Raw genomic sequence first — 12008 nt, 5'->3', positions numbered from 1 at the left:
TTAGCCCCAGCTTTAGCTCTAGCTCAATTGCTAGTATTCCCCAATCATTGCGGAATTTGCCTGTATTCTCAGAGGTGATCTGATTATGGTCAGGGAGTTTTATTCCGTCCGGCAAAATGACCGAGGTTTATCTATCTGCCTTCCTCAAGAGGTTGCAGTTGCATTAGGTATCATTGATCTTGGAGGTAATTTACAAGTACCTCTTGTGTCAATGGATCTGGCGCCTGATAGAACTTCAGTTTCCATTAAGCCAGCTAGGGTCTAGAATGCAAGCTGCCTTTGAATCTGATTTTGAGGCTATGCGCTCTGAAGAGAAAAGAGCACATAAACGCAAGTATTCTAAAAAATTACAATCTGATTTAGATCTCGATTATCAAAGGCGTAATGATGAATTATTCGATCCTGACACAACACCTTTAAACAGTGGTAACTTCACGATTCCTGGCCTGGGTCCACAACCTGATTATTGTCATACAAAAACATTGTCTCATATTCATATTTCTGGTAATAGTGCAGCATCCACTTTTAAAACCTGTAAATTGTTGCGCTGTCCTTCCTGTGCCCATTTTAAAGTTGACTCTAAAGTATTCAAAGATGCTTTTCTTATTGAGTGTTATTCCCGGATAACTGGTGAACGTCCGTTTAGGTATGTAGGCTCTATGCATACTGAAACAGTAGATAATCTTACACTAACTGAAATTCGCAAATTTAATAGAAACGTAAAAGACCGTGTTAAACGTCAGGGTGTTACTGCTGGCCTTCAAATATTACATCCGTTGCGGATTAAAAAGAAAGTACAAGAGGCTATTAGAATTCTAAACGGTGATGATACATCTTCCGGTGGTTTCTGGTCCTTCATTCAAGATCCGGAAAATATTCAAAAAATAAATTCTTATCTTGGCACCAATTACAATACCTGGCGTGCTTGTACTAATTTTTCACCACATATACATGGTCTTGCTTTCCCTGGTCATCAGAAAATAACAGGTGACAAAAAAGTTGTAATTGCTAAATTACAGGCTGCTGATTGTTCATATACTCTTGATTCTTCTCGTGATGTTGTTAAACATATTCGCTATCTAATGACTCATTGTGGTGTACTTGTCAATGCAGATGATGATTCGCGCCTTAAACCTGATAATTTCTTTGGAGATCTACATAGCTGGAAACCTGAAGAATACTTAACTACCGAAGAGATTCAAGATATCCAGGTTGAAATTCTCTCTGTTCTTAATGAAAATAGAACTAAGCCTTATTCAGTTGATGATAAAGGTGAGTTGTGTTATCTTGGTGACGAATCAACTTCTGATGAAAAACTGAAAGATAGAGGTTACTATCCCTTAAAGGATTTTGATGCTCATGATGAATATAGTGCTGAGTGTCAGGATGCCTGGTTAAAATCAATAGAAAATCCTGAAAATCGTGTCTATGTTGAATACCTGGTTAGTGAACGCTCTCGAATTCTGAAAGATAAGACGATACCGCAAAAGCTACGGTGTCTTTTCCTGAAGGATCTAAGAGATCCTCCTGATAATTTTGAAATCATCGAATTAGATTGGTGAGGTCGGCATATGAAAAGAAAACTTAAATCTAAAATAGTATCGAAGAAGTGCCCCGATTGTGGTGTTTTGATACATGTACATGTAGACAACAAAGAAATCAAGTGTTCAGGCTGCAAAATTGTATGGGATGTTATCTGTAGATATGACAGCCTTGAACTTTACTGTAAGCCTGGTAAAAGAGCACGCCCTAATGATGGAACTCTTGCTTTGTGGGGTGTTTCTTGTTGACTATTCGATATATTATTCATGATCCATTTGATTCTACTAAAATATCTCGAATCATTACGTTTGAGAAGTTTCGTTTTAGTCGTGTCAAAAATGGAATTATAAGGCAGTCTTTAAGGACTCCAAATCGTTTTCGGTGAAATTGTTGGGGACTAAATTTTGAGTGGAACCAAATTTATATTAGTTCTTCTTTTTTTCATTTTAGTTTTAGGTCTACCTTTCTATATTTTAATAAAGACTGAAAACATTGGTGCATTTTTTGGAATCATACCTGCCTGTATTATTTTTTGGTTGTTCATGGTCAATATGGCCGATGATGAATCATATTACTGAAATGACAATATAGAAATAACTGAAACAAGATGCTCATTGATTCCCCTTTTTCTCACACCTATCCCCATAAAGAAAAAAATATGCCTTGCGGCATTGGAAGGGGCCCCGGTCGGCGTTAGTTCCGGCTGCGCCGGAAGTGTTGCCGATTGGGTGAGGGTCCAAATAGAGCATTCCCCGTTGTTCTCAGAAACTTTAAAGCATCTCTTTTTCTTTCCCATAATATTTTGTGTGTGTAACTTTATTCCATAAAAATTCCTGTTTATATACAAACTCCTTCTTACTGTTCTTTACCCAATGGAGGGTGATAATATGTCTGAAGGAAACGGAAACGGTAAACTACTTGTGCCTTTTATGGGCGGTAATATTGTAATAAAAGAAGGCGGATCATTCAAGAACGACAAGGGTGAACAGGTAAATTTTGATCCCTGTATTGATGTTTCTTCCATAGTGGATTCGAAAAAGCGTGTTAATCCCGCTGTTTTCAAAAACATGATTGAAGCGGTTTCAAAGCATCCTGAAGCAATGAAAGCCGTAACGGCTCTTGCTTAAACCACCTGAAGGGGGCCAATCATGCCAACCTTACCAAAGTTGCTTTTCTTTTCTTTGGTCCTCTTCGTACTTTTCTCCTTTAATGCTTCTGCTGTTACTTATTCGCTAAATACATACGGTGTGAATAACGGAAACGGGTACTTGTCGGAAGATGAGAATTATAATGTATTTGCAGTTGCATCAACCTCCGGTGTAAATTTCGTAAATTCAAATGGAACACTTAATCAAAATATAATATCTCCTGCATCTGGTTATACTATTTATGATGCGATTGTATCTTCAAATGGTAAAATTTATGTTGCGACTAACAACGGTATTTTTGTAAGGGCAGATGGAGGCACATCTTCCGTATCTGTTGATACACTTGATTTAGTATCATTGCATTCTGCCAGACGTTTAAGGGAAGATTCTGGGTATATTTATTACGATAACAATGGCGATACATCATTCTGGCGCATAAATTTAGATAATGATCAATGCGAATTTTATATGGATTGGTCCTTTCCTTGGAGTGGTGATGCTAAATATTTTTATGATTATGATATCTTTGAAGGAACTGTATATACCTATTCCATGAAGTACGGTAATGCCGGAATAGTTTCTGTTAATAATACACAGGTACATACTTCCGGTGCTGATGCTAAATTGAATATGGCAGGGATGCTGCAACGTACTTCTGATGGGATGATTTACTTTGCCGAATTCAGCTATAATTACCCGGCGTCTATTTACAAAGTATCAACTGTATTAAATCCAGATTATTCTGTAAATTCTGCATTATCCAGCAATTTTGATTTTGATCATCAGTTAAATGATCAATTTGGCACTCGACGCGGATTTGGTTACATTGGTTCAAAAGAACCTACCTGTGCCATAATGTACGGTTTTGATTTACAGATTGTTAATGTTGATTCAACAGGCATACCCATTGATCCGCCAGAGCCTGAGCCTGATTATCTTTACTTCACTGATCCCAGCTATTCTTATAATGAGTCCGTTTTATTGCGTTATAATCAATGTGCCAATTATGAAGATATGGGCTATGTCTGGAATCCTGCCGAACCTTTGTATTACTGGCATAAATACCTGGTATTAACTCTTGAAAATGGAGACTATTATAACAATACTTTCTATCCTCTTGGTTACGATTATATCCATGAGGGTGTGGTAAATCCATCAGAAGGTTTATGCTGGCAAACTGAATCTTTCGATCCGTCTTTTACTTACCCATATCTTGGCCAACATTTGCGGGGATCTCTGATTGAACGGAGCGATTATTATTTTGGAGTATATGGTGTTAGTGGTCGCTTTATCGGCTCCTCTGATACCGTCCTGGATTCTGATATTACAGTCCTTCTAACTGTCAATGGCACGATTCCAGATGGTAACATTACCGATCCTGTAAGTCCTCCAGATCCACTTAATCAAACAGATCCTGTAGCTCCTCCTGATCCCTGGAACGGCACACCTCCTGTAACTCCTGATCCAGGGGTGGACTATGAAGAAAACAAAACTTATAATAGCTCTTTTCTAAGCACCTACTATACTGCTGTTGATGATATGGCAGATGGTCTTTTTTCTCCTGTTGAAAGCATTTTTAGTTACCTTCTCGGACCTGTGAACAGCTTAAACACAAGTGTTAATCAAGGATCTGCTTACTTTGACCAGGCATCCGGCTCTATGCGACATTATGACGGTGCTGTTATGGTTCTGTTTGTTCCGTTAATCAATGCACTGCCTAATAAGCTTGTGAATCTCGTAACCTATTATCTGGCCTGGTTACTGGTTATCATGCTGTTAAGGAGGCGTTAAAGTGGATATTGACGTTGGCCTGGGTCAGTTCCTGGAAGAGATAATAAACTTCCTTCTCTACATACTGCAAACAATCATAGATCAAATCCTGAAATTGATTAATGCAATAATTTCACCTTTTGTTGGTCTTCTGGGTTCTATTACCGCCTTGTTTGATTCCGTGTATTCTTTCGTTTCTTCTTTATTCAGCTTATTTTTACCCTCTCTCTGGGTTGCGATAATGCTGCTAATGCTGTTTATCGTGGTGATCCTGCGAATTTACAGCTTTGTAAAGGATATCAGTATCGGAGGGTTCAAAATATGAGTGACTTTCTGTTAGTTTTCCCCTTCCTGGCGGGTGTTGTTGCCCAGGTGTTTGATGCTATAGATACTGTTATCGTTTTTAATTCCTATTCGGTCCTGGATCTCTTAGTATCCATTGAATATGTGCATATAACACTTTGGGGGGTCTTTGAGTTGATCGGATCGGATAACAGTAAAGGAAGTGAGGAATAAATGACGTTTCAACTATCTGATAATCTTTTTAACTCTACGGCTGCCGGGTCAACATATCCCTGGGGACAGCATGTAATTGTTGGGTTACTGCTTGTAATTGCATTCTGTGAGATCTTGCAAACTTTTTACATGCTCTACAGGAGGACTTCACGCCATGACTGATAGCGGTGTAATGGATATTGTAAATAGTTTCCTGGGAACTCCGGTTTCTGATGTTGAACAAATTATCTTTATGCTTATTGCAGGTTGCTTCCTGGTCATAGTTACCGTTGGTGTCCTGGATCTTTTCAAACTCATTGGTTCATATATAGGAGATGGGGGGAGGTGAAAAAGTAAATGGGAGTACAAGAACAACTCGATAATTTAACCATAGTCATCACATGGATTATCGGCCTCGCAACTGATGTCATGATGCTATTCTTAGAAATGCCACTTGTTATCTTCACGGCCTTGGCTATTGTTGGTGGTATTTTTGCACTTGTCCGCCGGTTCTTCAGAGCTAAGAAATAACGTTGGGTTCAGAGGGGATCTATGACCTTTCCGATCAATTGGTTATGGGTTCCTTCTGGACCTGACCCTACATTTTTAAGAGGTGTTTTTCATGTTTAATATTCTACTGTTTTTGTTGAGTATGATATACGTTTACTGGGCTCCTCCCAGGAAAGGAAAGACTTATTCCTGTACTGATGATGCACTTAGAGCGATGGAGGAGTTCCACAAGAAGAGAAAAAAAGATTCTAATTTCAAAGGTCGGGTATTCTCTAATTATCCCATCAAACACCCTAAACTTGGCTTCTGTGATGTCTGGGAGCCTCATATGTGTGAGTGGCCTATCTATGATAGCAAAATATACATTGATGAAGCCTACAGGGATTATAACAGCCGTAAACACAAAATGTTTAGTGATGATGAGCATTTGTTCTTTTCAACTAATGGCCATAACGGAAATGACATTAATCTCATTGCTCAAAATCCTGCCAGGATAGATCTTATTATCCGGGAAATGACAGATACTTTCTTTTATATCAAAAAAATGGAAATTCCCTTGGTTGGTCGGCCTCTCTGGTTTACTCTGGATGCGTACCTATCTGAAGATGATTTTAAGCGTAGACATATGGATAAAGAGGCTTTGTATAATCGAACCCGTAAGATCTTCAAGGCAAAGGTAGCAAATGCATATAATACCCATCATTTCCGCAAGGCATGTGACCAGGAACCCGTCTTTGTCAATTGGGGTGAAAAGCTAGATCTTGATGATCCAATTAATGAAAATGAAAAATCCAGAATTAAAACCGTATATGATCGGCTTTGCAATAGGGTGAAGTCCCAGGAGCTGGTAAGCAATGAACAATAGTTCCCTGGTACAATATGGATCTGATTTTCTGATATCCAATAATCAGGTTTTCCTTTCTCACTCCTTTGTCCTAGAGTATCAAAAGGTAATGCTTGTAATGTTCTTAATGGGTTTTTTGATGGGGTCGGGTTTTACTGTGTTTATAACTCTGTATGCTGACCAGATAAAAGAGAAGTTGGATTGTTTGTGCATTAAGGGCTAATTGTCCTCATTGTACACTTATTTTTTTTTAGTATTATTGCTATTTTTATTTTAACTGTTTTGATAGATTGTGTTTTGGTTTGTTCCGGACCTTCTGGCCTGGCCAGCTGCAGGAAGATCCAGGGAAAATGAAAATTGCCTTTTTAGGTAAATTCTCGATATTCGGTTTGTTGGTTGCATACTCCCAGGAAGCCAGGCTTTAGCCTGGCTTCCCTATGCTCCTTATACCGAAGGATAATCCTACGTATGAACTATAGACTCATACCGAAAAAAACTATTTTTGAATGTGCTCTTTTCCCATTTTTGGCAACTATAAAATATATTAAAGTTTTATATTTATGTTATGAATAATTTAATAGACGGTTTTGTTATCGATTGCAAGACTATGGGTTATTCATGTCGCACAATTGAATCTTATACGGGTCATGTGAAATATTATCTTGATCGCTATTCCATTAAATCCCAGGTAGAAGTTGATGACCTTCAACCTTTTCTCATGCATCTGAGAGATGAGAGAAACCTCACATTTTCAACCATTAATGCATATTTTGCATCTCTTAGTACTTTTTTTGATTATCTTGAACATATAGGAATCCTTCAAAAACATGAAATTGGAAAGTTCCGGAAACGATATCTTAGACGCTACAAAAAGAGACATACTCCACAGCAAAAACAGCTTATTAGCATTGACAAGATGCGAGAGCTCATAGAATCCGCTGATTCCCTGGAACATCTAACTTTAATGATCTTTCTTGCTAAGACTGGAATACGTCGAAATGAACTCATTACTCTTGATAGATCAGATATTTCTCTGGTAAGCAATACTGTACTCTTGAAACCTACTCCTAAGAGGTCTAATAGGCTTGTATACTTTGATGATGAGTGTAAAGCTTTTTTGAAAGCATATCTAGATACTAGAAAAGATAAAAATCCGGCTTTGTTTCTTTCTACTACTGGTGATCGAATTAGTCGTAATATGGTTTATAAGATCGTTATTGAGTATGCACAAAAACTTGGTATTCATAAACCAAAAGGTCATGTACATGAGAAATTCACACCACATTGTTTCAGAGTATGGTTTACTACTCATCTCAGACGTTCAGGTATGTCTAAATCCTTCATACAGGAGCTCAGAGGGGATGTAAGAGGGGAAGCAATAGACATCTATGACCACATTGAATGTGACGAACTAAAAACAGCTTATATGAGACATATTCCACAACTCGGAATAGTTCCAAAATTCTAAATGTTGTATATACAAGAGTTGCGGCAAAATTTTCAATAGAGGATTGATTTTTTAGTAAAAATAGCTAAAAATTCCCGGAAAAACCGGGAATTAGGTCAAAACGCCCGAACCGGGATTCGAACCCGGGTCGGAGCCTCGACAGGGCTCCATGATAGGCCTCTACACTATTCGGACATTTTCGAGTTTTCGCTTGTGAGCACCCCTACAAGGGCGTGCTTGTATATAAGGCTTTTCTTGATTTAAAAAGTCCCGCCTCCCAGACTCGAACCGGGGACATCGCGGTGCCTGCGCGGAATTTGTGAACGTGTCACATGAACCATACTACAGCCGCGCACTCTACCAACTGAGTTAAAGCGGGACAGGCAAATCATGCACTAGCACGGCAGTGCTGTGCGATGTAACACTCCAATACGCACAATGATACTTATCTCTTTCGCCGCAAAGTCACAGGAAGCCAGAGCAAGTGCAATAATTAGAACAGAATCACAGGTAAAAAGTTCGATTCAGCACAAAAACAGAAAAAAGAATGAGTATTGAATCAATGCACTCATTCTTTTTAAATGAATGATATCAGAAAGTATCCAGTTCTCCCTTGATTACCATGTCAGTTATCTTGGTAACATTGGAGAGCCATTCATCGATTACGGATTCCGTTTCTGCCTTTACAGATACGAAATTGGCACCATCCTCGGGAATTATCTGAGCACTGGCAACAAGTGGCTGGTCGATGGGCATTCCGATCTGTGATAAAAGCCTTATGTGCACATCCTGTACCTCTGGCACAGCCTTCACAATATCCCTTGCCATCTGGGTGGAAAGCAGATTATAGATCTTGCCAATATGGTTGATTGGATTCTTACCGCTGGTAGCTTCCATGCTCATAGGCCTGCTTGGAGTAATTAGACCGTTACTGCGGTTTCCACGACCTACCGAGCCGTCATCTCCCATCTCTGCAGAGGTACCTGTAACAGTCAGGAAAACAGAGTTGCAATCACAATTATCTGCTGCATTGATACGGGTTATGACATTCCTTTCAGTATGTTTCAACGCAAGGTCTGTGACATAATCTGCCATCTCTTCCTTGACGTTCATGTAATGGGACATATCATCGACGTGCCTGCCTACCATTCCACAACAAATCGTGAGTGTAATATCATCTCCATCCCTCAGACCCATGACCTTGATATCAGTTCCGATTCCGGGAATCTTTTTCTTCAGGTCGGTAATGAGCTTTCTTTCGGATTCATAGACAATCTGCTCAAGCTCTGAGAAAGGTGCATGGCCCACACCAAATGAAGTGTCATTTGCCACAGGAACTTTGTCCCTGTTGAAAACATCCCTGAGATCAGATGAACCTGTGCCAAGTTTACAGTCGATGATCATGTCACTTTCAAGGTCAAGATCAACTATATTAGTTCGAAGATATTCTCTTGCAGCCTTAAGTGCAACCGACTCAGCGGGAATTTCCACACCATCGAATTCCTTGGTAGCCCTACCTACAAGAAGAGTGTATATAGGCTGGGTAACCTCTCCGCCTCCGAACTGTGGATTGGACCTTCCTGCAACAATCTGTGTTTCATCAGTATTGTGATGAAGCACCACACCGCATTTCTTTATGTATTCCCCACATAATGCACGGCTCACTGCCTCTGCAAGACCATCCGAAATACTGTCGGGATGACCAATACCCTTCCTCTCTACAAGTTCAATCTGTTGTTTTTCGATAGGCGTTTCTACAAGATGTTCGACTTTGATATTCCTTAACATTTTGATATCCTCATGCAATGTCAGTAGCATTACGAACAAGAATAGATAATCGGACAATAAATTAAGTATTCTTTTCTGTATCAACGGACCACGTATTATTTAATATTATCTTTTCAGTGGCATTACTAGAGGTTATATAACATACTGATTGGAGATGCCAGACAGGAATAGCCGTCAGCGTGAAATCTATATGTTATAAATGTCTTTGAAAGGATATTCAATTTATATAGTTCACCTATTCAGAAGGATCACATATGATACGTATTGCCATACCCAACAAAGGACGTTTACATGACCCTACCGTCAGCCTGCTCAGGGAAGCAGGACTACCGGTACTAGAAGGTGGCACCAGGAAACTGTTCGCAAAGACCACCGATCCTGAGATCACATACCTTTTCGCACGGGCTGCCGATATCCCCGAATATGTCCAGGACGGCGCTGCAGATGTCGGTGTCACCGGACTCGACCTCATCCACGAAACAAAATCGGATGTAGAAGTACTTCTGGATCTTAACTTCGGAAGAGCAGGACTTGTGCTTGCTGTTCCCGAAGAAGCAACGATCTCTTCTGCAAATGAACTTAACGGCATGCGTGTTGCAACCGAGTTTCCCAACATCACTGAAGATTACTTCAAAAATCAGGGAATTGACATCGAAATCATAAAGGTAAGCGGTGCCTGTGAGATGACGCCACATGTCGGTATTGCCGATGCAATAGTGGACATCTCAAGCTCAGGTACAACCCTCGTAACCAATCATCTCAAGATGATAGATAAGGTATTTTCCTCTTCTGTCCAGCTTATTGCAAACAAGGAAAGCATGCAAAAAAATGGTAAGATCGAACAAATCAGAACAGCACTGGAAAGTGTCCTGCGTGCCAAAGGAAAACGTTACCTGATGATGAATGTTCCAGCCGAGCATCTCGACGAAGTAAAAAGAGTTCTCCCCGGAATGGCCGGACCCACAGTCATGAAAGTGGAATCAGGAGAATCAATGCTTGCAGTTCATGCAGTAGTCGAATCAGATCAGATATTCGCAACGGTAGGAGAGCTTAAAAATGCCGGTGCCAGGGACGTACTGGTCGTACCCATAGAAAGGATGATGCCCTGAGGTACCATCATGTCCTTTGAGATAATCCCCGCCGTGGATATGAGAAACGGCAAATGTGTGCAACTAGTACAAGGTGTCCCGGGAAGTGAAATGGTTTCACTTGATGACCCCGTAGCTGTTGCAAAGGACTGGATTTCCCAGGGCGCCAGGACACTCCATTTGATTGACCTTGACGGTGCCATCGAAGGAGAACGCCAAAACGCTCCTATTATAGAGAAGATAGTGAAAGAATGCAAGCCTATGGGAGTTGAAATCCAGGTCGGAGGAGGCATCCGGTCTTTTGAAGATGCTGCCGGCCTGCTTGAACTTGGAGTAGATCGCGTGATCCTCAGTACCGCAGCTATCAATAACCCTGACCTTGTAAAAGAACTTGCTGATGCTTTTGATAACAAGCATGTGAACGTTGCTCTTGACTCAAAGAACGGGAAAGTATCCATAGAAGGCTGGAAGAAGCAATCCGAACACACTGCTGTGGAAATGGGAACAAAATTCGAAAATTTGGGAGCAGGAAGTCTCCTGTTTACAAATATCGATACCGAAGGCCTTATGCAGGGAGTCAACACCCGTCCAACTGAAGAACTTGTGAAATCTGTCAAAATTCCCGTCATTGCATCCGGTGGAGTCACAAGCCTTGATGACCTCATTTCAATCAGGAAGACCGGGGCTGTTGCAGTTGTCGTAGGAAGTGCACTCTACACAGGAAAGTTCACGCTAACAGAAGCAATAAATATCATCAATGAAGAATAATAAAACAGTATATCAAAGGTGCATCCATGAGATCAGCAGAAGTTTCACGTAAGACCAGCGAAACCGACATCCGCATTGAACTGAACATTGACGGTACGGGAATATCGGACATCGATACTGGCATAGGGTTTTTTGACCACATGCTCACGGCATTCTCAAAGCATGGCAACTTCGATCTTACCGTCAAGGCCACAGGTGACCTGATTGTGGATGACCACCACCTTATAGAAGATACTGGCATCGTTCTGGGGCAAGCCCTTTCAAAGGCACTTGCAGATAAGGCAGGGATAGCCAGGTTCGGAGAAGCCCGCATTCCCATGGATGAGGCGCTTGCAAGCGTAGCACTGGACCTTGGAGGACGCAGCTACCTCGTACTGGACGCAAAGTTCATGTCCGCAAAAGTAGGGGAGTTCAGCACCCAGATGACCAGGCATTTTTTTGAATCCATAATTCAGAATGCAAAAATCAATATGCACGCAGATGTCTACGGTGATAACGACCACCACAAGATAGAAGCACTCTTCAAGGCATTCGCATACGCCCTGAGAAGAGCAGTGATTATTGAAGGACAGGGAATCAAAAGCACCAAAGGAACCCTTTAAATCACG

At 40.7% G+C, this 12008-nt stretch carries 14 protein-coding genes and 2 tRNA genes; 13 read left to right on the top strand and 3 right to left on the bottom strand.

Going from position 1 to position 12008, the window contains the following annotated elements; genetic code table 11:
- Positions 1-266 precede the first annotated feature (266 nt).
- The 10 genes from V7O62_RS09915 to V7O62_RS09870 all read left to right on the top strand — a co-directional run bounded on the left by V7O62_RS09915 (position 267) and on the right by V7O62_RS09870 (position 7777).
- The gene (locus tag V7O62_RS09915) at positions 267-1562 is read left to right on the top strand and encodes a hypothetical protein (protein ID WP_406656165.1); all 1296 of its coding nucleotides are present in this window, start codon (positions 267-269) and stop codon (positions 1560-1562) included.
- 9 nt (positions 1563-1571) lie between these two features.
- Entirely contained in the window at positions 1572-1790 is a 219-nt protein-coding gene (locus tag V7O62_RS09910) for a hypothetical protein (protein ID WP_406656164.1), read from the top strand.
- 639 nt (positions 1791-2429) lie between these two features.
- Positions 2430-2669 (top strand): hypothetical protein, encoded by a 240-nt coding sequence (locus tag V7O62_RS09905; RefSeq protein ID WP_406656163.1) that lies wholly within the window; start codon positions 2430-2432, stop codon positions 2667-2669.
- Between the two features lie 21 nt (positions 2670-2690).
- Positions 2691-4481 (top strand): hypothetical protein, encoded by a 1791-nt coding sequence (locus V7O62_RS09900; protein ID WP_406656162.1) that lies wholly within the window; start codon positions 2691-2693, stop codon positions 4479-4481.
- Between the two features lies 1 nt (position 4482).
- The gene (locus V7O62_RS09895) at positions 4483-4785 is read left to right on the top strand and encodes a hypothetical protein (RefSeq protein WP_406656161.1); all 303 of its coding nucleotides are present in this window, start codon (positions 4483-4485) and stop codon (positions 4783-4785) included.
- On the top strand, positions 4782-4976 hold the full coding sequence (locus V7O62_RS09890; RefSeq protein ID WP_406656160.1) for a hypothetical protein: 195 nt from the start codon (positions 4782-4784) through the stop codon (positions 4974-4976). The genes V7O62_RS09895 and V7O62_RS09890 overlap by 4 nt, the downstream gene beginning before the upstream one ends.
- 154 nt (positions 4977-5130) lie before the next feature.
- Positions 5131-5304: a hypothetical protein gene (locus V7O62_RS09885; protein ID WP_406656159.1), complete on the top strand. Its 174-nt coding sequence runs from the start codon at positions 5131-5133 to the stop codon at positions 5302-5304.
- Positions 5305-5312: 8 nt separating this feature from the next.
- Positions 5313-5486 (top strand): hypothetical protein, encoded by a 174-nt coding sequence (locus V7O62_RS09880; RefSeq protein ID WP_406656157.1) that lies wholly within the window; start codon positions 5313-5315, stop codon positions 5484-5486.
- 91 nt (positions 5487-5577) lie between these two features.
- Complete coding sequence (locus V7O62_RS09875; protein ID WP_406656156.1) at positions 5578-6330, top strand: zonular occludens toxin domain-containing protein; 753 nt, start codon at positions 5578-5580, stop codon at positions 6328-6330.
- 544 nt (positions 6331-6874) lie between these two features.
- Positions 6875-7777 (top strand): tyrosine-type recombinase/integrase, encoded by a 903-nt coding sequence (locus tag V7O62_RS09870; protein ID WP_406656155.1) that lies wholly within the window; start codon positions 6875-6877, stop codon positions 7775-7777.
- Between the two features lie 101 nt (positions 7778-7878).
- Here V7O62_RS09870 and V7O62_RS09865 read toward each other — a convergent pair.
- The 3 genes from V7O62_RS09865 to V7O62_RS09855 all read right to left on the bottom strand — a co-directional run bounded on the left by V7O62_RS09865 (position 7879) and on the right by V7O62_RS09855 (position 9544).
- Positions 7879-7951: transfer RNA gene (locus tag V7O62_RS09865), tRNA-Asp, on the bottom strand.
- 73 nt (positions 7952-8024) lie between these two features.
- A tRNA-Tyr gene (locus tag V7O62_RS09860) sits at positions 8025-8135 on the bottom strand.
- Between the two features lie 212 nt (positions 8136-8347).
- On the bottom strand, positions 8348-9544 hold the full coding sequence (locus V7O62_RS09855) for a methionine adenosyltransferase (RefSeq protein WP_406656154.1): 1197 nt from the start codon (positions 9542-9544) through the stop codon (positions 8348-8350).
- A 254-nt stretch (positions 9545-9798) separates the two neighbouring features.
- Here V7O62_RS09855 and hisG point away from each other — a divergent pair, with 254 nt between their 5' ends.
- Genes hisG through hisB form a run of 3 tightly spaced genes read left to right on the top strand, consistent with a single transcriptional unit; the run spans position 9799 to position 12002 of the window.
- Positions 9799-10653: an ATP phosphoribosyltransferase gene (gene hisG / locus V7O62_RS09850; protein WP_406656153.1), complete on the top strand. Its 855-nt coding sequence runs from the start codon at positions 9799-9801 to the stop codon at positions 10651-10653.
- Between the two features lie 9 nt (positions 10654-10662).
- On the top strand, positions 10663-11400 hold the full coding sequence (gene hisA / locus V7O62_RS09845) for a 1-(5-phosphoribosyl)-5-[(5-phosphoribosylamino)methylideneamino]imidazole-4-carboxamide isomerase (RefSeq protein WP_406656152.1): 738 nt from the start codon (positions 10663-10665) through the stop codon (positions 11398-11400).
- Positions 11401-11426: 26 nt separating this feature from the next.
- Complete coding sequence (hisB, locus tag V7O62_RS09840) at positions 11427-12002, top strand: imidazoleglycerol-phosphate dehydratase HisB (RefSeq protein ID WP_406656151.1); 576 nt, start codon at positions 11427-11429, stop codon at positions 12000-12002.
- The last annotated feature ends 6 nt before the right edge of the window (positions 12003-12008 follow it).

Origin of the sequence: Methanolobus sp. ZRKC2 (assembly GCF_045291185.1) — an archaeon.
Lineage (GTDB): Archaea > Halobacteriota > Methanosarcinia > Methanosarcinales > Methanosarcinaceae > Methanolobus.
The sequence above is the reverse complement of the archived record's forward strand: the minus strand, read 5'-3'. Positions and strand labels throughout refer to the sequence as shown.